Annotated in this window: 9 protein-coding genes; 1 reads left to right on the top strand and 8 read right to left on the bottom strand. The window is 52.4% G+C overall.

Annotated elements, in window-relative coordinates:
- Positions 1-41: 41 nt before the first annotated feature.
- The 3 genes from P4D80_RS07325 to P4D80_RS07335 all read right to left on the bottom strand — a co-directional run bounded on the left by P4D80_RS07325 (position 42) and on the right by P4D80_RS07335 (position 11,489).
- Entirely contained in the window at positions 42-9,716 is a 9,675-nt protein-coding gene (locus P4D80_RS07325; RefSeq protein WP_421658339.1) for an Ig-like domain-containing protein, read from the bottom strand.
- Positions 9,717-9,898: 182 nt separating this feature from the next.
- The gene (gene sipA / locus P4D80_RS07330) at positions 9,899-10,135 is read right to left on the bottom strand and encodes a regulatory protein SipA (RefSeq protein WP_421658341.1); all 237 of its coding nucleotides are present in this window, start codon (positions 10,133-10,135) and stop codon (positions 9,899-9,901) included.
- Positions 10,136-10,433: 298 nt separating this feature from the next.
- A complete protein-coding gene (locus P4D80_RS07335; protein WP_421658342.1) occupies positions 10,434-11,489 on the bottom strand; it encodes a sirohydrochlorin chelatase in 1,056 nt (351 codons plus the stop codon).
- Between the two features lie 585 nt (positions 11,490-12,074).
- Between P4D80_RS07335 and P4D80_RS07340 the strand changes: the two genes are divergently transcribed.
- Complete coding sequence (locus tag P4D80_RS07340) at positions 12,075-12,515, top strand: hypothetical protein (RefSeq protein ID WP_421658343.1); 441 nt, start codon at positions 12,075-12,077, stop codon at positions 12,513-12,515.
- Here the strand turns inward: P4D80_RS07340 and P4D80_RS07345 are convergent.
- From P4D80_RS07345 to P4D80_RS07365, 5 genes are all read right to left on the bottom strand, one after another.
- Entirely contained in the window at positions 12,512-14,293 is a 1,782-nt protein-coding gene (locus P4D80_RS07345; protein ID WP_421658345.1) for a PAS domain-containing sensor histidine kinase, read from the bottom strand. The two genes, P4D80_RS07340 and P4D80_RS07345, sit on opposite strands and share 4 nt — an antisense overlap.
- A 376-nt stretch (positions 14,294-14,669) precedes the next feature.
- Positions 14,670-15,371: a dethiobiotin synthase gene (bioD, locus tag P4D80_RS07350; protein WP_421658346.1), complete on the bottom strand. Its 702-nt coding sequence runs from the start codon at positions 15,369-15,371 to the stop codon at positions 14,670-14,672.
- A gap of 95 nt (positions 15,372-15,466) precedes the next feature.
- Positions 15,467-17,890: a protein kinase domain-containing protein gene (locus P4D80_RS07355; protein WP_421658348.1), complete on the bottom strand. Its 2,424-nt coding sequence runs from the start codon at positions 17,888-17,890 to the stop codon at positions 15,467-15,469.
- 294 nt (positions 17,891-18,184) lie between these two features.
- The gene (locus P4D80_RS07360; RefSeq protein ID WP_421658349.1) at positions 18,185-18,643 is read right to left on the bottom strand and encodes a GatB/YqeY domain-containing protein; all 459 of its coding nucleotides are present in this window, start codon (positions 18,641-18,643) and stop codon (positions 18,185-18,187) included.
- A 165-nt stretch (positions 18,644-18,808) separates the two neighbouring features.
- Positions 18,809-22,030, bottom strand: coding sequence for a glycoside hydrolase family 15 protein (locus P4D80_RS07365; RefSeq protein ID WP_421658350.1), 3,222 nt, complete (start codon positions 22,028-22,030; stop codon positions 18,809-18,811).
- Between the last annotated feature and the right edge of the window lie 32 nt (positions 22,031-22,062).

Below are 22,062 nucleotides of genomic sequence, written 5' to 3' on the forward strand. Positions count from 1 at the left end.
AGGTGTCAGGGAAGAAATGCCCTGGTAAAGGGTGTCGTGGATTAAATAACCCACAGTTCTGTACCCGTGGCGGTAGTATCGGCGGTGAAGAAGAGTCGGCTACCCACAGTGGTAAGCTGGGTGGGTACGGTACCCGCAAAGCCACCGCTAACTGGGGCGGTGCCTGCATCAGTGCCATCAGTACGCCAAACCCTGGTACTGCCATCGTTTGCAGTAAAGAACAGGATACCGTTGACATTGGTCAGGGAGGCTGGATTGGCGTTCCCCGTCGGGTTGATGTCCTTCACAATGCCAGCCGTGGTTCCGTCGCTCTTCCAGAGTTGGACATCGGGAGTGCCAACAGTCCCCACATCCACAGTGAAGAAGAGGGTTGAGCCGCTGACGGTCAGGCTACCCGGTGCTTGTCCGGTGGATGGCAGAGTTTGCACCAGGGAAACTACGCCCGCTTCCGTACTCCGGTAGAGTCCATAGATAGGGCCATTGTTGGCCAGGAAGTAGAGGGTGCCGTTGAGATTGACCAGATTATAGGGGTTGGCACTCCCCGGCCCCGGATTAATGTCTGAGATGCGAACAGTTCCGGCATCGGTGCCATTGCTGCGCCACAATTCCACACCATTGCTGCTATCGCCATTGGTGAAGAAGAGGGTGTTACCGATCGCCGTCAGATTCTGAATACTGGCACCTGTACCTACCAGGTTCTTTACCTGAACCGTGCCAGCCGTTGTTCCATCCGTTTTCCAGAGTTGGCTACCATTGCTGGCGGTAAAGTAGAGCGTGTTGCCAACGACCGTTAGAGATCCTGGCTGGGAATAGCCAGTTCCTACCTTCACTGTTCCAGTTGAAGTGCCGTCGCTTTTCCAAAGAGCAGTACCCGTACCATCATCGGCTCGGAAGAACAGCGTTCCGTTGAAGTTGACCAAATTGGTAGGGTTGGAAGAAAATCCTCCACTTCGGATATTCCTGACCAAGGACGGAATCCCAGTGGTCAGATCAATTTTCCAGAGTTCAACACCGCTACTGCCGTTGTTAGCGCTGAAAAACAAGTTATTGCCGACAGCCGTAAAGTTAGAGGGGTTAGAACCTGCACCCAAGGCGGTGTTAATGTTGGCAACGAGGACTGTCCCTGCATCCGTACCATCACTCTGCCAGACTTCAACTCCGTTAAAGCCATCATTGGCAGCAAAGTAAACGACGTTTCCGACGGCGGCCAGGTTAATGGGTGCAGAAGACTCGGTACCTGTTTCTGCTTCATTTTGGTTCTGGTTGATGTCTTTCACCAGAAATGCGCCAGAGGTGACGTTGACTGCGATCGCTCCGCTGCCCGTCTGAGCGCCGCCCGTGCTACCTGTATTACCCTGGTCGTCAACCGTGATCTGAATTGTGTCAAACCCGGTGTAGTCGATATCAGGACGGTATCTGAGGTTGGTCAGTGCCGTATTTATATTGGCAATGCTGCCCTCAATCACCACACTCTTGTCACCGTCGGCGTCAATCACCGTTAAACCGCTGGTTGTGCTGAGGCTGAGGCTACCGTTGGTGGCACTCAGGGTTGCTCGCACCGGGTTGTTACCTGCATCCGGGTCGCTGATGCGGAGACCGGAAGCAATAGTTAACTCGGTATTGCGGAAGACGACCTGGCTACCAGGTACAGTAACAGCAGGTGGACTGTTAACCGCTCCCACCGTGATGGTGACGGTGGCCGGAGCCGAATTGTTGATGCCATCGCTGGCGACATAAACAAAGGTATCGGTATCTGTGAAGTTGACGTTAGGGGTATAGGCGAAGGAACCATCCGGATTGAGTGTGACGGAACCATTCGTGGGCTGGGTGGTGATGCTGGCAGACAGGCGATCGCCCTCTGGATCGGTATCGTTACGCAACACTCCCTGGGTCAAGGGCACACTCAGAACGCTGTTGGCACTGACGTTGTAGGCATCGCCGGTTGCTGTGGGTGGGGCACTGCTGTCTCTAATCGTGATGGTGACGGTGGCGTTTGAACTGGAGATGCCATCGCTTGCCTGGTAAACGAAGGTATCGATGCCTCCTACAACCACGGTGGGTGTGTAGGTGAAGGAGCCATCGCTGTTGAGGGACAGGTTGCCCTGGGTGGGGCCGGTGACCAGACTGGCTGTTAATGGGTCCGTATCCACGTCGTTGCTGAGGACACCGGCGATCGTCGTGGTGCCAAAGGTATAGGGAACCACCAGGGAATTATTGAGGTTCACATTGTAGGTATCGGGATTGGCGACGGGGGTCGCATTGGGTGCAACGGTGATGTTGACGGTTGCCAGCGCTGAGTTGACGAAGCCATCATTGGCCCGGTAGGTGAAGAAGTCGTTGCCTGTGAAGCCCGCGTTAGGCGTATAGACAAAGGAGCCATCGCTTTGCAGAAGGACATTGCCTCTGGTTGTGGGATCGACCAGGATGGCCGTGATGCTGCTTTCAAGATCACTGTCGTTGGCAAGGACACCCGGCAGGGTTACATTCAGGGGAGTATTGAGAGTTGTGCTGTAGATGTCATTGACCACTGTTGGTGGGGTGTTGGTGACTACGGTGATGGTGACTGTGGCCGGAGCAGATGTATCAACACCATCGGTGGCTCGATAGATAAAGGTATCGTTAGCATTGGTAAATCCGGGCGCAGGTCGATAGATAAAAGTGCCATCTGCATTCAGCGTTACGGTGCCGCCGTTTGCCGTAGTGGTGACGGTGCTTAATGCCTGTAAGGCAGGACCATCACCGCCATCGGAGTCATTGTTAAGGACACTACCAACGGATCCAACCGTAAGAGTGTCATTGGCGATCGCGCGGTAGCCCGTATCATCCTGGGCGGTGGGTGGAATATTCGTGGCAACGGCGATCGTCACAGTCCCAGGGCTTGAAACATCAATACCATCGGTTATTTGATAAATAAAGGTATCGGTGGGACCCGTAAAGCCTGCGGCAGGTGTGTAGGTAAAGGACCCATCAGCGTTGAGCGTCACGTTACCGCCATTGGCACTGGTTGTCACCGTTGCTATGGCATTCAGAGAGGGGCCATCCCCGCCATCTGTATCGTTTTGCAAGACGCCGTTGATTGCCGAAATGGTCAGGGGAGCCCCTGGTGTTGTCCGATAAAGCTCGTTGGTATCGTCTACCGCCGTGGGTGGAGCGTTATTGCTGACGGTAATGGTCACAGTAGCCAGATTGGATGTCACAATACCATCCGTTGCCCGGTAGGTGAAGGTATCAGTTGGGCCAGTGAATCCAGCAGCAGGTGTGTAGACAAAAGAACCATCCGCGTTGAGCGTTACATTCCCTCCATTTGCGGTGGTTGTTACCCCTGCAACCACACTCAAGGACGGACCATCGCTATCAGAATCGTTTTGCAGGACAGAATCAACCGGGTTGACCGTGAGCGGAACACCGGGGGCAGTTCGGTGGCGGGGATTACTGTCATTTTCAGCCACCGGAGCCGCATTGGGACCAACGCTCAGTGTCACGGTGGCCGGGTTGGACACTAGCTGACCATCCGTCGCCTGGTAAATGAAGGTATCGGTGCCATTAAAGCCTGCGGTGGGTGTATAGATAAAGGAACCATCGGCGTTCAACGTAACAGATCCCCCACTGGCACTGGTCGTAATTGTTGGCACTGCGTTCAAGGTTTGACCATCTGGGTCGGTGTCATTCAGCAAGACGCCATCTGCCGCCCCAATGGTGCGAGGAGTATCGATCGCAACTTTGTATACCCCATCCCCATTGGCGATCGGTGCATCATTGACAGGCGCAATGGAGAGGGTAACGGTGGCCGTATTGGAAGGAGCCCCGGCAGAATCCCTGGCGATGTAGGTGAAGGTATCGGTGCCATTGAAGTTGGTGGTGGGGGTATAGCTGAAGGAGCCATCGGCATTGAGGGTGAAGGTGGCTGCCTGGGTTGGTCCATTGACTAACTCAGCGAGCCCTGGCCGAGTATCTTCCGCATCGGTGTCATTAGTCAGCACATTACCCGTGGTGGAGGTGTCTTCATCGAAGGCAGGGATGAGGTCATCAATGGCCGTAGGAGGGGTGTTGGGCAGGCTGCTGACGCTGATGTTGACGGTGGCGGTGTTAGAGGCAGCCCCAGCAGAGTCTCTGGCGATATAGGTGAACGAATCTGTGGTTGTGCCTGTGTTGGGGACGTAGGTGAAAGAGCCGTCCCCATTGAGGGTGAAGCTGAGGGCACTGGTTGGGCCGTTGACCAGCTCGGCAACCGTGGGGCGAGTGTCTTCGATATCGGTGTCGTTGGTGAGAACGCTCTGATTGCTGAGGGTGCCACCTGCTACAACAATGAAATTGTCATTGACGGCAACGGGCAGATCGTTGACGGGGGTGATGGAGAGCGTCACCGTTGCTGTATTGGGAGAGCTTGCCCCCGCTGAATCCCTGGCGATGTAGGTGAAGGTATCAGTGCCGTTGAAATTGGGATTGGGAGTGTAGTTGAAGGAGCCATCGGCATTGAGGGTGAAGGTGGCGGCATGGGCTGGACCGCTCACAAGTTGGGCGATCGCCGGACGTCCATCCTCCACATCAGTGTCATTGGTCAGCACGTTACCACTGGTGGAGGTGTCTTCATCAAAGGCAGGAATTGTATCGTTCACTGCATTTGGCGGATTGTTTAAGACACTGCTGACGCTGATATTAACGGTGGCCGTGTTGGAGGGAGCACCTGCCGAATCCCTGGCGATGTAGGTAAAGGAATCGGTGGTTGCTCCGGCGTCTGGTACATAGGTGAAACTGCCATCCGCATTGAGAGTGAAGCTGAGAGCATTGGTCGGACCATCCACCAGCTCGGCAAGGGTGGGGCGGGTATCTTCCACGTCCGTGTCATTGGTCAGGACGTTTTGGGTACTGAGGGTGCCGTCAGCATTGACCGTAAAGGAATCATTCACTGCAACAGGTGCATCATTGACAGGCGCAATGGAGAGGGTAACGGTGGCCGTATTGGAAGGAGCCCCAGCAGAATCCCTGGCGATGTAGGTGAAGGTATCGGTGCCATTGAAGTTGGTGGTGGGGGTATAGCTGAAGGAGCCATCGGCATTGAGGGTGAAGGTGGCTGCCTGGGTTGGACCATTGACTAACTCAGCGAGCCCTGGCCGAGTATCTTCCGCATCGGTGTCATTAGTCAGCACATTACCCGTGGTGGAGGTGTCTTCATCGAAGGCAGGGATGAGGTCATCAATGGCCGTAGGAGGGGTGTTGGGCAGGCTGCTGACGCTGATGTTGACGGTGGCGGTGTTAGAGGCAGCCCCAGCAGAGTCTCTGGCGATATAGGTGAACGAATCTGTGGTTGTGCCTGTGTTGGGGACGTAGGTGAAAGAGCCGTCCCCATTGAGGGTGAAGCTGAGGGCACTGGTTGGGCCGTTGACCAGCTCGGCAACCGTGGGGCGAGTGTCTTCGATATCGGTGTCGTTGGTGAGAACGCTCTGATTGCTGAGGGTGCCACCTGCTACAACAATGAAATTGTCATTGACGGCAACGGGCAGATCGTTGACGGGGGTGATGGAGAGCGTCACCGTTGCTGTATTGGGAGAGCTTGCCCCCGCTGAATCCCTGGCGATGTAGGTGAAGGTATCAGTGCCGTTGAAATTGGGATTGGGAGTGTAGTTGAAGGAGCCATCGGCATTGAGGGTGAAGGTGGCGGCATGGGCTGGACCGCTCACAAGTTGGGCGATCGCCGGACGTCCATCCTCCACATCAGTGTCATTGGTCAGCACGTTACCACTGGTGGAGGTGTCTTCATCAAAAGCAGGAATGACATCATTGACGGCAACGGGCAGGTCATTCACAGCTGCGATGGAAAGGGTAACGGTGGCCGTGTTGGAGGGAGCACCTGCGGCATCCCTGGCGATGTAGGTAAAGGTATCCACCCCGTTGAAGTTGGTGGTGGGGGTATAGCTGAAGTTACCATCGGTGCTGAGGCTAAAGTTCAGCGCCTGGCTCGGACCGCTAATCAATTCGGCGATCGCTGGACGCCCATCCTCGACATCGGTATCGTTACTCAATACATTACCTGTGCGAGTGGTGTCTTCATTCAGCAAGAAGATGTCTGGACTGGCGGTTGGCGGAGTGTTAGCGGGAACGGTGACGTTGATCGTGACCGTAGCCAGGTTAGAGTTAGCAATGCCATCGTTGGCCCGGTAGGTGAAGGTATCAATGCCTGTAAAACCGGGATTCGGGGTGTAGGTGAAAGAACCCGTGGGGCTGAGTGACAGGGAACCCTGGGTTGGCAGGTTAACCAGAATGGCATTGAGTGAGGGACTATCACTGTCGCTGTCATTACCCAGAACGCCCGTACCGGAAACGTTAAGGGTTGTGTTACGCAGAACACTATAGGTATCAGGGTTGGCAATCGGTGGGTTATTGACCGCACCACCCACATTTACAAATAGGGTCCTGGTATCCGACAGAGGAGTCCCGATGCCAGAACTGCCCTGGTCATTGACGCTGATCGAAATCGTTTCAAAGCCAGTGAAGTTGGGGTTGCTACGGTAGACCAGCCCTGCGAGAGCGGTATTGATTGCGGAAAGAGACCCGGCAAAGGTGATCCGGCTATCAAGCATGCCATCCCCCTGGGAGAAGGTTAGATTTTCAGTGGGAATGGAAAGAACACCGTTAGCGGCGGCGATCGTCACTCTCAGGAGGCCACTACCCGCATCGGGGTCGTTAATGCTGATGCCTGCGATCGCCAGATTGACTCCCGCATTCGTCGAGGGTGCCAGCGGAACGGTAATCACCGGAGCATTATTGACTCCCAGGACGTTGACAGCGATCACTTGACTATCGCTCAGCGGAATCCCGGAACCTGTGTTTCCGTTGTCATTGACACTGAGATTGATCGTATCTTCCCCGTTAAAGTTGAGATTACCCCGATAAGTCAGCGTACTGAGGGCATTATTGATAGCTGCCAGTGTGCCACTGAAGATCATGCTGGCATTCTGGTTGCCGTTTCCACTGGAGAAGGTCAATCCAGCTGTAGTACCCAGAGTCAACGTGCCATTTTCGGCGGACAGGCTGACAGTCAGGCTGCCGCCGGTCGCATCCACATCGCGGATGCTAATCCCCGTAATCCGGAGATTGGTGTTTTCGTTGGCTGTCTGGGCACCTGGCACTGTCAGCACTGGGGCATCATTGACCGGGTTAACGGTAATGGTCAGTGTCCGGGTATCGGACAGTGGAACGCCCCCACTGCCAGGGCTCACACTGTCACTGACATTGACGGTGATGAAGTCAGTGCCATTGAAATCGCGATCGCTTAGGTAAACCAGATTGTTGAGTGCAGCATTGACCAGTGCCAGCGGTCCAGAGAAGGCAATGTTGCGATCCTGAACACCATCACCCGTCAACAGGTTCAACCCTGCCGTGGAATTAAGCGAAACCACTCCATTCACCGCCGACAGGCTGACGGTGACATTGCCACCGAGTCCGTCAATGTCAGCAATACTGATGCCCGCGATCGCCAGGCTGGTATCCTCACTGGCGATTGGTGCAGGTGGCAGTGTGATAATCGGCGGCTGGTTAACAGGGGTCACCTGAACGGCGATCAACTTGCTGTCCGATAGGAAACCTCCAACTCCGGTGTTCCCGTTATCATTGACTCTGAGATTGATCGTGTCTATTCCCTGGAAGGTGGGGTTGCTGCGGTAAATCAGGGCACTCAGCGCGTTGTTCACTGCTGCCAGCGTGCCACTGAAGATCATGCTGGAATTCTGAATCCCTGTTCCCTGGGAGAAGGTCAAGCCTGCGATCGAGCCCAGGGAAAGAACGCCATTGGCGGCGGCAAGCGTGACCGTGACATTACCACTGCCCGCGTCCGGATCGGTAATGCTGATGCCAAAAATGGTCGAATTCGCCCCCTGATCTGCCGCCTGGGTACTCGTTGGTACAGTCAGGACGGGAGCATCATTGGCTGGAGTCACTGCAATATTCAGGCTGCTGGAACCCAGAATGCCACCTACACCATCGGAGACCGTAAAGGTAAAGCTATCAGTCAGGGTTTCGCTGCCATCGTGTTGATAACTTAGACGGGTGCCGTCATCAATATCTGCCTGGGTAAAGGTGGCACCCGAATTGAGGGTGACTCCATTGAGAATCAGGTTGCCCCGACCGGGAAGGGTTCCCAGAGTGTAGGTGAGCTGGGTTGCCGAATTATCGTTATCAGTAACCCGCAGAATGCTGCCAGTAAGGTTTGCAGCATTGCCCTCTATTACCACCAACGGATTGTTAGTGACAAGGACAGGCAAGTTGTTTACGGACAAATTCAGGGAATAGTTACTGCTGGCACCGTTCGCTGGATAAACCCGAACATAATAGGTGCCCGCGGTCAGGGTGCTGATAATAGATTCGGAGGTAGCACTGCCCAGGGTTGAGCTTTGTAGGACAGTTCCGTTGCCATCCAGCAGTTGCAGGTCCAGGTTGGCGTTTAAGCCTGTCAACGACAGGTTGATGTTACTGCCAGTGGATAGGTTGAAGCGGTAGTAGTCGCTGGGGTCAGAGCTACCCACCGAGTCGCGATAGGTGGCATTGCCAGTCAAATTGCTGCCCATATCAAAGGCATCGGGCAGGGAATTGCCAGCCAGATCAATGGGAATGGGAGTCCCGGTGCGAGTAGAGGGGGAGAGCGATCGCCAATTCAAATCAACGGGCGGCAGGTTGGCAATGCCACTAATCGCCACCCCATTCATTAGCCAGATGACATTTTCTCCCGTTCCAGCGTTGCGCCAGAGGATGTCAGCATAACCATCCCGGTTGAAGTCACCTGTGCCAGAGATGCGCCAGTTCAAGTCCCCCACAGCAAAGGGAAACCCAACCGAACTGAGGTTGGTGCCGTTCATGAACCAAACAACGTTCTCACCCGTTGAGTAGTTGCGCCAGAGGATGTCAGATTTTCCATCTTTGTTGAAGTCTCCGACGCCCTGAATCTGCCAATTGGGAGCCACAGGCGGGTTGAGTTGGGTCGTTGAACGGAGGCTAGTACCGTTCATCAGCCAGAAGGATGCTTCTCCAGTGACACGGTTGTGCCAGAGAATATCGATATGACCATCCAGATTAAAATCTCCAGTGCCTGCAACCTGCCAGCCTGGAGCCACCGGAGGGTCCAGATTCACAACCGAATCCAGCCCAATTCCGTTCATCAACCAGATGACTGTCTGCGCTGTTGAGTCATTGCGCCAGATGATATCAGTCTGCCCGTCTTTGTTAAAGTCTCCAGTACCTTGAATGGCAAAGTTCAGATCACCAACCGGGAGCAGGGAACCCACCGCTTCGATCGCCGTACCATTCATAAACCACGCCACATTTTGCCCAGTGGCATAGTTACGCCAGAGAATATCGGTTGAAAGGTTATTGCTGATCGAAACGTTCAAATTATAGTCAGCACTCGTTGCAGGCGTTCCTGGAAAGACCCGAATGTAGTAAGTGCCAGCGTCCAGAACGGCATTGATGGATTCTGAAAACGTTCCGGTATTGGTAGAACTTTGTGGAACACCATTGAGACTGAGCAGGTTGCCTGCACTATTGAGCAATGCCACGTTGGCATCGGCAGACAAACCCGTTAATGACAGATTGAAGCTACTGCGATTACTGAGGATGAAGCGGTAGTAGTCATTCGCCGTAGATGTAACTGTGTCCTGAAATGTCTGGACCGTGGAATTAAGATTGATGAATGTGGCTGTACCTAGAGAATTCCCTGCGTTAGGCATAGCTATACCCCGTAATGGCATAGCTAGTTTGCCCAGATCATGATTTTCTCATAACAAAACCCAAAAAGGTTCTTGGTTTCAATAAGGCGATGTGATAATCTAGAAAAAATTGGGAATAATAAGGGTTTTGGTGGCTGACTGCCCTACCTTAGTGTACCCAAAACTTGTGTACCCAAAGCTTTTCAGCGAGCACCGGGCACCATTTCCAAATACTGGCTATCCAGCAGATAGATACCGTTCGCAAATCGTACACTCCAGGAATTGCCCGGTTTTCGACCGACCACAATCCCTTCCTCACCCAATGTGACCACCGTAGCCGGGCGTAACATCGGCATTGGATCAGCCGTTTTAACAAAGGGCGGTAGAGCGATTAAACGGACACGATCGCCCACTGAGAAATCTTCAGACATATCAGACATAAAAGTTGTTGGTTGTTAGAGGAGTGAAGGGTAAGGGGCGTTGCTGAAAAGCAGTATGAATCGAAACGAAGTTTTGAGCATACAGCACCTTGAGCATACAGCACCTATTTCATACCCAAATTCAGCAACGCTGGGGTGAGGAAGAAGCGGTGGATGGATGGGCTTCTGCCGAACGGTGAATGGGTGGGGGAGTAATGGAGTAAAGAAACCTCACTCTATCACCCCGTTCCCCTATCACTCCTTCACCCCTTATTTTTCCTGACACCTGCTCTACTCCTTAAGGTACCTGCCAGATTTTTTAAGGTACCTGCCAGATTTTTTCATGGTAGCGGTCTAGCTCAGCATAGGGATCTTCAGTGGTATGGGAATGGCTATGTTCATGGGAAGGATGGTTATGCCCGTGATGATGCTCATGATGATTGGGGCCATGGTCGTGATGATGGTGATGGTGGGCATGACTGTTGCTAAGTGCGGCTAAGCGAAATTTACACATTTCGCAGTTCATTTGCACCTGACCCAATTGAGTTTCAATCTCGCGATCGCGCAGTACGGTAAATAGCTGAGGATGCAAACCCATTTCAGGCAGGCAGGCAATCTCGATATTTGGGTATTGCAGCCGTTGTTGAGCGGAAATGTCAAAAATCTTTTTCACCAGCAACCCGGTGAAGAGGAAATAGGGCAATACAATAATTCGTCGGGGTTGATAGAGGCGGGCACGGCGGAAGCCTTCTTCCAATCGGGGATGGGTAATGCCAATAAAGCAGGTTTCTACAGTGTGGTAGTTACTCCCCTCCCAGAGGATGCGGGCCAGCTTGAATACATCGCCATTGGCATCCGGATCACTGGAACCGCGTCCCACAAGCAGCAAAACGGTTTCCTCACGGGGGATATTGTGAGGATTCTGGTCAGGGCTATCCAGTTCGGCAAGGCGCGATCGCCATAGTTCCACAATTCCTGGTGTGATGCCAAAATGCCGCCCATAGTGAAAGGTCACTTGAGGATGACGCTGCCTAGCTCGATCCAGTTCGTTGGTTACGTCAAACTTGTTATGGCGGGCTGCAAACAGCAGGATGGGTAATACAGACAGGTCAGTATATCCCTGCTCAACGCATTGATCTACCCCTTCTTGAATTGTGGGTCCGGTAAGTTCTAAAAAGCAGGGCAACACCGGACGAGAGGAGTCAAGTCGATAATAGGCTGCGGCAAAATCCAGTAAGCTTTGCCGTCCTTCAGCATCACGGGTGCCGTGCCCGATCAGCAACAGTGGGCGGTGCAGGGGGAGCGGTGGTAGCTGTAATCGCTGAGAGATTTGAGATTCTGAGAGTGGTTGATGGATGGTTTCGGATGTAAGCATGATCACAAAACTCCTTTCCCGTGCGACGCAGGAAATAGAGTGAAAAAGCAGCAGACAGGCATCCTGGCTTCAGAAAGTGGTAATTGGTGAGTGGTGAGTGGAGTTGGTTCACTCAGCCTTCCGCACTCAATACGCATCCCTTCTTTCACAGTTGCGGCACAGCGTCGGACTCTTTCCCTTTCTTTAAACCGATTTTTGAAACTGAATCGGCGGCTGCCCTGCCAAAAGCAAGAGCCTAGTAAAGTAAAATCACCGATCTTTCCCTGCGCTGGTGCTGTTCACGTGTGCCTTGCTATCTTATCCCATTGTGTTGCCAGCCCAATGCCCTGGGAGGGGGTTGGGGGCGAGGGGAAGAAAGAAGAAAGAAGAAAAAGTCGGGAGTGAGAAGTTGGAAAGTAAGAGGGGGAAGCTGAAGGTCAAAGGCAAAGAGCGAAGAGCCAGAAGCCCGGGGTGGAAATGAAAGGAGGTCGGTGTCTGTTATTTGTCAGACATTTGTCAGAAAACTTTATATGCTTTCTGTGATCTACGAGTGCTGTTTTGAGGTGGAGAGGCTACATTGAGCGAAGGGTTTTAGGAATTTTTTTGATGAGTACTTCTAAAAAACGGGTTGCTTTATTTGCGATCGCCGTAGCCGCAAGCGTTTTAACCACCAGTTGTGGTGAAAGCAAAGTGACTCAGTGCAATAAAATCAGCAAGGTGGTTAATAAAGCGGCCAAGGACGCTCAGGCTGCTGGCAAAAGTAATAACCCCGATAAAGTGGGAGAGCTGGAAAGAGCAGCTAATAGTCTCAACCAGTACGCCGGGGAGTTGGAAGCAGTCAAGGTGAAGGATGAGACGTTGAAGGGGTTGCAGACACGCTTCATCAAGATGTACTGGGAAACGGGTAAAGCTGGTAAGGACCTTGTAGAAGCTGCCCGTAAGAAAGATAACAGAGCCATCACCTCATCTTTGAAAACCCTCAACGAAGCGACTCAGCAGGAAGGCTCTCTGGTGAATGAATTTAATCAATATTGTCGGGGGAGTTAATTTAAAGCTCCAACCTTAATTTCCTGCTGTACCGGGATTTCAATGTAAAACTCACTGCCCTGGCCCAGTTGTGAGGTGCAGCGGAGGATGCCTTGGTGCTTTTCGGTCACAATCTGATAGCTGATGGAAAGCCCTAAGCCAGTGCCCTGCCCAACGGGTTTGGTGGTAAAAAAAGGATCGAACAGGCGCTTTCTGGTGGTTTCGCTCATGCCGGGGCCATTGTCCCGGATACGGACGGCGACGCGATCGCCCTCTACTCGTTCGGTTTTCAAGGTGATAGTACTGGGAAGTGCCTGTAACTCTTCTGGTGTGCGCTGCCTGTCTCGCTCTTCCAGGGCATCGATTGCATTGGCAATGATGTTCATAAAGACCTGGTTGAGTTGCCCAGCATAGCATTCAACTTCGGGTAGATCGCCATATTCCTTAATCACCCGGATGCCCGGATGATCATGTTTCGCTTTGAGACGATTGTGGAGAATCAGCAGCGTACTTTCCAGCCCTTCGTGCAGGTTAACGGCTTTCATATCTGCCTCATCCATACGCGAGAAGTTGCGCAAGGACATTACAATTTTTTGAATTCGCTCGGCTCCCACTTTCATCGATGCCAGCAATTTTGGTAAGTCTTCCAGCAAAAACTCCAGGTCGATCGCTTCCATCTCTTCTGCGATCGCGGCAACGGGCTGAGGATAATGCTGCTGATACAGATGAATCAGATTCAGTAGATCCTGAGTGTATTCGTTAGCATGCACCAGGTTGCCATAGATGAAATTCACTGGATTGTTAATTTCATGGGCAACTCCAGCAACGAGTTGTCCCAGACTCGACATTTTTTCGGTCTGTACCAGTTGGGCCTGGGTCTGCTGAAGTTCTTGCAGGGTTTGTTCCAGATACTGTTTTTGCTGACGCAGTTCAGCTTCAGATTTTTGCAACGCCACTTCGGCTTGTTTGCGGTCTGTGATGTCTTCAATCGTTCCCAGAATGCCGATCACATTACCTTCAGAGTCATGAATGGGAATTTTGTTGACATCGATCCAGGCATTTTTGCCATCGGCGTGCTGACGATGCTCAATCAGGTGCAGGACGGGGGTATCGGTTTCCATCACCTGACGGTCTTGCTCACAGTAAAGCTGGGCCTCTTCAAACGTCCAAAACAGTTCAAAATCGGTTTTGCCGACCACATCTTCGGGGCGAATTCCAGCAGCCTGAGCCCAGTTTTTATTGCAACCCAGATAAACGGAATCCCGGTCTTTCCAGAAAATTGCCTGGGGAATATTGTCCAGCACAAGTTGCAAAAGCTCGGCGCTTTTGTTGAGTTTTTCAGCCGCCTGCTGGCGCTCAGTAATGTCTTCAAACATGCAGAGAATACCGACGATTTGACCGTTTGTATCCAGTAGGGGAAATCTACTGGCATCGAACCAGAGTTGCTCACCATTGGCTTTAAGGCGAGTGGTGAGGGTATGGAGTTCAGGTTCGCCGGTAGCCAGAATCTGGCGATCGCGTTCCAGGTAGCCATCCGCTTCTCCCTCTGCCCAGGGTAAATCTGCGTCTGTTTTGCCGATAATATCTTCTGGATGGACAATTTCAACTACTTTCGCCCAGTGGCGATTGCAGCCCATATAAACTGAACTCGTATCTTTCCAAAAGACACACTGGGGCATGCTCTCTAACATCAATGGCAGAAAGCTTTCCCAGTTCTGGAGCTGTGTTCCTGCAGGCAGAAACGGGCTGGTTGACAGTGCTTGACCGGATGGAGAGGTGGCACGTTGATCGGAGCTCATAGATTATAGGAGAAAACACAGATCACAGGAATCATCATTGGTTAGCTCTGACGGATCTGGCTATCGTATTTCCACATAAGCGAATGGTTCCAATTCTGGCGGTCATGGTTAAAAGTACTTGCCTCTTGATGGCAATCCAGTGTGCATTGATAGTTGGGAGGAGGGATAGGGGGATGGGGAGATGGGATGTCAAATTTTTTGTGGCAATCCTGGAAAGGGAGTGGAGGGAATCAGGGTTTCGAGGAGTCAAAGCCTCGTTTCTAGAACACCCTCTCCATCACCCATCCACCCTCCTACTCATCCACTCCCCACCTTCCCACTCCCCCACTCTTCCACTCTTTTCCCCTTCTGCCTTCTGCCCCCTGGCTTATCCCGCTCAATGCAGTGGAAGCAATCGCTCAATCTCCAAATTGGAAGCAACTTGAGCCAGTTTATCCAAATCGGTGGGATCAGTCAGATGGGGAATCAGCCCCAGAACTGGGATGCTAGTGAGTGTCTGGATCAGGTCTATGGGTGCCCAATTTGCAACCTCTTCCTCAGTGCAGGGCTGGGCGCAATTCAGGACGATCCCTTTGAGGTGAACGCGAGACATACGGGCAAGGGCAACGTTAGCAACGACCTGAGCGATCGCCCCTAATCTGACGGGCACCACCAGCACTACTGGCAACCGCCAATCCCACGCCAGATCAGCCACAGTGGTTTCGTAGGTGACTGGAGAGCCAAGCCCTCCCAAAGCTTCAACCAACATCCAATCGTATTGCTGGCGCATGGTTTCAAATCCCTGCCAGGCTTTTTCTAGCTCGACCCGCTGTCCTTCCTTCTCGGCAGCAATGGGTGGAGCCAGGGGAGCCACAAACCGCAGAGGGGTTAATTCTTGCGGGACGAACCCAAAGAGGCGACTGTAAAGTTCACAATCGCCGTATCCCGATTGCACGGGTTTCATTACTCCAAGCGATCGCCCAGGGCAATACCGCCGCCAGTAAGCGACGAGAGCAGTGGTTAAAACAGTTTTCCCAGCGTCGGTGTCGGTTCCAGTAATCAGTAGTGCGTTCAAGGTTGCCTCATTCGTCATTGCCATACAAGCAATCCTAGCTGGATTGTGAAAAGGGATTTTGCAGGCATCCCTAAAACACCCTGGAAATGGATTTTATAGATTTGAGCTACCCTTCAAATCTATCCTGACGGACTATTAGTTCCTGGTTGGTCAGAAGCAGGCGATCGCTCTGGGGCCTCTCCCTGAGACTGGGGTTGGGATGATCCCTGTTCTGGGTTCTGGCGTTGACGATAGCGGGGGCGGTCTGAAACCTCTTTCTCTATGGGATGTTGTGGTGAATCTTCTGAATTCTGACGGCGATGATAACGAGGGCGATCAGAAGAATTTCTTTCCCGTTCCGATCGCAGAATTTCCTGTTCCGAATTTTGTCGATGACGATAGCGGGGGCGCTCAGAAACCTGGCGTTCATCTTGGAAGGAAGACGAGTCCTGTTCCAAATTTTGCCGATGGCGATGGCGGGGGCGCTCAAAGTCCTTTCTCTCGTCCTCCTGCTGCCAATTTCGCCGTTGACGGTAACGAAAACTGTAGGAAACATCCCGCTTACCTTCAGGGTGGTAGCTAAACCGGGGGCGGTTCAGGCGAGTACGCGATAGTCTTGGCTCGCCGTCACCACTCACCAGATCTCTGACAGTGACCTCCATTTCAAAGCGAGTTTTCTGAAAGGCAATCACATCAATCATGTAATCACCACCACTGGGCAACTCCGACTCCCAGGACAAAACGTTGGAAGCATCGTCTACAATCCGCCCATCGGGATAGCGAATATTCAGCGTAACAGCTCCACTATTAACCTGCACTTTCAAAATCTGCCCTCGCCGAGCATTGAGCAAGTAGCGTCGAATCACATTAGGATTGGCACGCTCCGTAATCGTGATTCCCGTATCTCCAGGAGCAAAATTAATCCGTTCGGTGTCAATTCGGGGGCCGGGATCGGGAGGAATGGGTGGATCTGGGGATGGAAAAGGTGGGCGAGGATCGGGGATGGGAGAAGCGGGCGATCGTTGCAGATTGACCTCCAGTCGATAGTTGATTTGATTCGAACCACTGACTGGGCGGATTTGAATAAAGTAGTCGCTGGAAAAAGGCAAGCTTCCCTGCCAGTAAGAAACCCGTTGCGCTTCCCTACTCAGAGGTTGACGGTCTGGACCCAGGATGCTCATCAGCACTTGATCGCCGCTTAACATAGCGCTCAACTGGTCTCCCTGCTGAGCCCGGATAACGTAATTGATAGTCTCGTTTGTCTTTAAAGTTCCGTTCTGAATCACCCGGGTATTGGGAGCAATGTCGAGTCGCTGGGTAAAGGTGATAGGTTCAGATGGCGGCCTCGGCTGGGGTGACTGTGTTGGACTAGGAGAAGGGCTGGGAGAGGGGGTGGCAGTCTGGGTTGGTGTTACAGAGGCGATTGGGGCAGGTTGTTCCGGCATCAGCACAGAGCGAACGATCGCCCAGGATGCAATTCCTGTCAACATCACCAGCCCCAGCCCAATTGCCACCACTGCCAGTGGGTCATCCCAGATAGAACTGCGAGATTCCTCAATCACCGGGGCAGGGCGTTTAGAGTCTGTAGGTGACTCGGAATCAACTCGTCGCCCCACAGCCAGGGTGGCTGAGCGAGAAACATCCGCTGCCTGAGCCGATGGTGGATAAACTGGTGGATAAGGTTGGGCGGATACTTGAGATGGAGTGGGAGCAACCGAGGACTGTAACGCCTGGATAACTTCGTTGGCGCTCTGGTAGCGATCGCCCGGACGATAGCTCAGCATCCGGTTAATCACCTGAACAAAGCCTGGACTGACCGATACCCACCGCTGCCAGTACCAGGTCAGGGTTGAATCATCAAACAATTCTGGAGGTTCCCGCCCGGTCAGCAGAACAACTGCCGTTACTGCCAGCGAATACAGATCACTACTGGCGTAGGCTCGCCCCGTCTGCATCTGCTCTGGTGGTGCATAGCCAACCTTGCCCACGGTTGTACTGGGGTCAAGCGCACCAGGAAACACCGTGCCTGGTGCCTGAAATCGCGTTGCCAGTTCCTTAACAACGCCAAAGTCAATCAAGACAGGCAAATGATCCCGATCCCGCAAGATGATATTATCTGGCGTAATGTCCCGGTGGATGATGCCTTTGCTGTGAATGTAGGCCAGAACAGGCAGCAACTGCATCATCAGTGTTTTCACCTCTGCCTCGGAAAAGGTGTAACCCTGCGATCGCCGCTGGTCAAGCAAGTGGCGGTAGGTAGGACCCTCTACATAGTCCTGCACCATGAATAGCCGCTGCTCAAACTCAAATGTTGCCCGAAACTGGGGAATTTGAGGATGCTGAATCTGATAAAGCGTCTGTCCTTCACGTAGGAAAAGCTCCTTTGATTTTTCCAGAGCATATCCCCCGCCATCGGTGGGAGTCAGCTCTTTCATGGCGCAGAGTTCGTTAAAGCGCCCCTGGTCTTCTGCCAGATAAGTGCGACCAAACCCACCTTGGCCCAGTACGCTGAGGATGCGGTAGCGATCTTGCAAAACAGTTCCAGTCGGGAGGGGGGGGCGCATAGGTGGTATAAATTTCCCTGGTAGTAACCATTTTATTCTGGTAGATAAGGGAGAGGGGGTAAGAAGTTAGAAGCCGGGAGTCAGAAGCCAGAAGGGGAAAGGAGTGGGGGAGTGGGAGGGTGGATGGGTGGTGGAGAGAGTGTTCTAGAAACGAGACTCTGACTCCTCGAAACCCTGATTCCCTCGACCCCCTTTCCAGGATTGCCACAAAAAATTTGACATCCTATCTCCCCACCGCCCCCTCACCCCCTCACCCCTTACTAACAACCAACAACGAACCAACTACTCCTCCCCCTACCCTACCAACTTAGCCTTAACAATTTCTTGCACTTTTTTGCCATCTGCTTTGCCTCTCAGTTGTTGCATGGCAGGCCCCATCACTTTACCTATGTCTTTGGCCGAAGATGCGCCTACCTGGGCAATGATTTCATCAATCACCTGGCTCACTTCTTCATCGGACATCTGTTTGGGCAGATATTCTTCTAGGATGGCCAGTTCTTGTGCTTCCTGATCGGCCAGGTCAGTCCGCCCTGCTTGCTGATATTGGGCGATCGAATCCCGTCGCTGTTTCGCTAACTGTCCCAGTACTTCGATTTCCTGTGCCTCTGTCAAAGTTTCTTGACCCTCAGGGCGCACAGCAACCTCCTTTTCCAACAGGGCTTTTTTAATGCTGCGAACGGTTTCCAGACGAATCTTATCGCCCGCTTTCATGGCTGTTTTGATATCTTCGGTAATTTGATCCTTCAAACTCATGATCTAAACTTTCTCACAATACTTCTACTTTTCACTGGAGTTTAGACTAAAAAGCAGAGGAAACCGCTTAGGCGTTGCTGAATTTGGGTATGAAATAGGTGCTGTATGTTCGAAACTTCGTTTCGATTCGTACTGCTTTTCAGGGGCTACTTAGCAGTGACCCTCTTACACAGGTGTCTGTTGTCCTAATCGTGTCAAGAACTTCAGGGCTTGAGCTATATATTTGGCGCAGTCGTAGGGAGAGCTTTCGTAGAACGATCGCCAGGCCGAAGCTTTGTAACCCTCATAGTTATAAGCATGTTCCGGGTGTTTATCCAGCCAGGCCAGGCGGACCGCATGTCCAATGAGGACATCCAGCACAATGTAGTCTTCGATTTGCAGATTGGGATTGCGTTCAGCGATTGCGGCCAGTTCCATCAGAGCTTCGACGTTGACCTGGCGGTATTCGGGAGCCTGAATTTTGTTCAACAGGTGCTCCACTTGCAGGGCAAAATTCTTTTCTCCCGGTGTCATTTCCGCCAGCAGTGCTTCACTGTCTAAGCGGTTGCGGCGTTCTAACTTATCCCCAATCACCAAACCGCGACAATGTTTCAGCACATTCCAAACACTGGGGTAGAAGTTTTTGGGAACCCGGTTGAGGGAGCCATCTAGCTGTCGTTTCCGTCGCCAGTCTTTAACCGCCGGTTTTGCATCTTCCTCATTGGCAAGCACCACCCAGTTAATTTTTTCCTGCTGTTTGATGTGCAGCGACTCTTGCTTGAACAGCGCCTTGTCCAGCCCTTCATAGCCCACCAATGCTTTATACAGACGAGTTTGAATTTCATGAGGGCTGAGCTGCATCAGGCGTTCGTAAGCTTCGTCCTGGGTCACTTTCAGCTCTGTGGCCAGTTCACTGGTAATCAGCAGGATGAGATAGCCGACTCGCAATGTCAGGAAGCCTTTGAAGATCTCTGGTTCCGCCTTGATCAACAGGCTGAGATAGATAAGGATTTCCTGAGTCAACATGCGATCGCGAATATCTTCCCGGCAAAATTCGCGAATTTTCTCCATAATTTCTGAAGGCGTGAGCGGGCGGGTAATCAGGGAGGCTTCGCTGTAGGATTTGCCAATGGCAATCTGTTTGCCCCGCACCAGAATGTCGGTGACAACATCCGCCAGATTCAGTGCCATCTTGTCGTAGAGACCCGCTACGCGCCGGGCGATCGCCCACAGCTTGAGCTTGCCAGCTTTGGTGTAGACTTCATTCAACAGCATAGCAACCGTTACGGCCTGTATCGGTTGCCCCAGCCCAGTATCGAAGTCCAATCCCTTCAGGCGCACCAGGGTGCTGAGCAGTTCGACTTGTTCATAAATGTTTTCGGACTGTCGCAAGCTATCGAGCAGTAGCTTGATGTTTGTCTCATACTCCAGGCGAAACTCCTGGGTGCTGCTGAGGGGGCCACTCCGCTCTGGATTAAAGGACAGGTAAAAGCATTCAGGTAAGGCATCTTGAACCGGAGATTGGGTAAATTCAAAATCGTGCAGAAAGTCCATCCGTTCGATCGCAGCCGTCAGCATCAACTGATTCAGTCGCCCCAGCCTGACCTGAATACCATTGCAATTGCCATCCTTTAACTCGTTCATTAAGGTCAAAAAGGGCATTGCTCCATCCGATTCCGGGTCATCTGCTGCCAGCATAGATTCGGTCAGCAACAGGGTCATTGTTGGACGACCTAATTGGCTCCAATGGCGCTGAATATGAGCCAGTTCTGCCCGGATCTGAGCCACCAGAAAATGGGGGTCGAAAGTGAGATAGAACTGCTGCTGATCAAGCAGGGAAGGTAGAAAGACGATGGTTTCACCCCGGATGCGGAAGATGCGGGAAGTGGTGAGGCTGCGCAGACGACGGAAGGGGCGCCCGCTGAGTTTTAATTTGTCATTACGTCCAATCTGGGTATAAACCATTGCCAGATCACTCGCCTGCCGTACCATCAGGGGTTCAATCTGGTAAGGAGTTTGGGTATCGATGCCATAGGTTGCCAGTTTTGCCTGTAGGGTTTCGTCTTCCGCAATCAAAGCAATTTGCACGGGGGATTTGCGTTGTTGACGAATGTGCAAATGACGACCTAGGGGATCGATATCCCCAATGGCCAATAACCCCTCACTCAACATTTGCCCTAACAGATACAGGCTTTGTGCCCAAACTAGGGGAATGTTTTCATTGGGAATACGGGGCTGGCTACCGGGACTGGCCCGTTCTGCCTCAATCAATTCCTTCGGAACGATGTAAAGCTCTGGTAGTAATTTCAGCCCGTCCCGTTCAATCAGCACTCCTTCTAACCGTTGCTGGTACTCCTGCACCTGGTTGCGATCGCCCCGAAACACCCCATCCAACAGCAGGTAGGTAAAAAACAGAGGCCACTCACACTCAATATGCTCAAACTGCTTCAGTTCACGAGGTTCGTAGTGCAGCCGTGTGGTATCTTCCAGAACGGTTTGGTGTCCATCCCGCAGAAACCGCTTACAGCCATATCGCCCCTGAAGTTTCCGGATGATGTCACTGCGGGTGCGATCGCTCAATGCCTCATCATCCACTGCAAATGCTGGAAACCCAATGATGCTTAACAGAGCCGCATCCACTTCCTTGGAGCTGGACTCACGCGGGAGCAGGGATTCGAGCGTGATACGCGATCGAGCGATTTCATCCGGCAACACATGAATTACTGAACCCTGCCCACCCTTGACCCCAAATAAATTCAGCCCATTCATGGCTTCTAACGCCGCCTTTGCCATTCCTACAGAACTGGCGTTTAGCTCTGGATTGCCATGATTGATCTTATTGCCCCGCTCCCAGATACCAAAATCGGGAGTGCGATATGCCCGCCCAATATAGTAGACCAGGTTTTGAATGAAATTGACTTCATCGGTTGTGAAGATAATTTGCAACCCGGAAGCCGTCATCTGCGCCAACATCAACAAAAACACCGATGTAGCGTCAAACTGGAGGTGCCCCCACTGGTCATCGCCCACGACCACATCGCCCGTATCAGTATCGTACTTGGCGTGTAATGCATCCAGTAGTGATTGGGTTTGCTTAAACCGCTCTACTTTTGCCGCCTGCCGCATCATAGCAAACAGCAGACCCCGCATCAGCTTGACTACGCTATGCTCTAACTCAAAGGTACGCCCCTGGGTTTCGTCCACCTTGCGGTAGGCCAGCGCCAGTCCCCATGCGGCCAGAATACTGTAAACATTATCTCGTACCCAGGCATCGGTGTAGTCTCCATGGGCATTGACAGCAGTACTGGCCGGAAGCAGCCCCGTAATCGGGTTCTGACGGGAAAGGATAATGGTGCTGATCTGGTCGTAATAATAGTCCAACCGAGCTTGTAGAGCGGAAGCTTTCATTGATGTTTTACTTTGATGAAGATCTGCCCGTG

Source organism: Leptothermofonsia sp. ETS-13, assembly GCF_049200465.1.
Lineage (GTDB): Bacteria > Cyanobacteriota > Cyanobacteriia > Leptolyngbyales > Leptolyngbyaceae > Leptothermofonsia.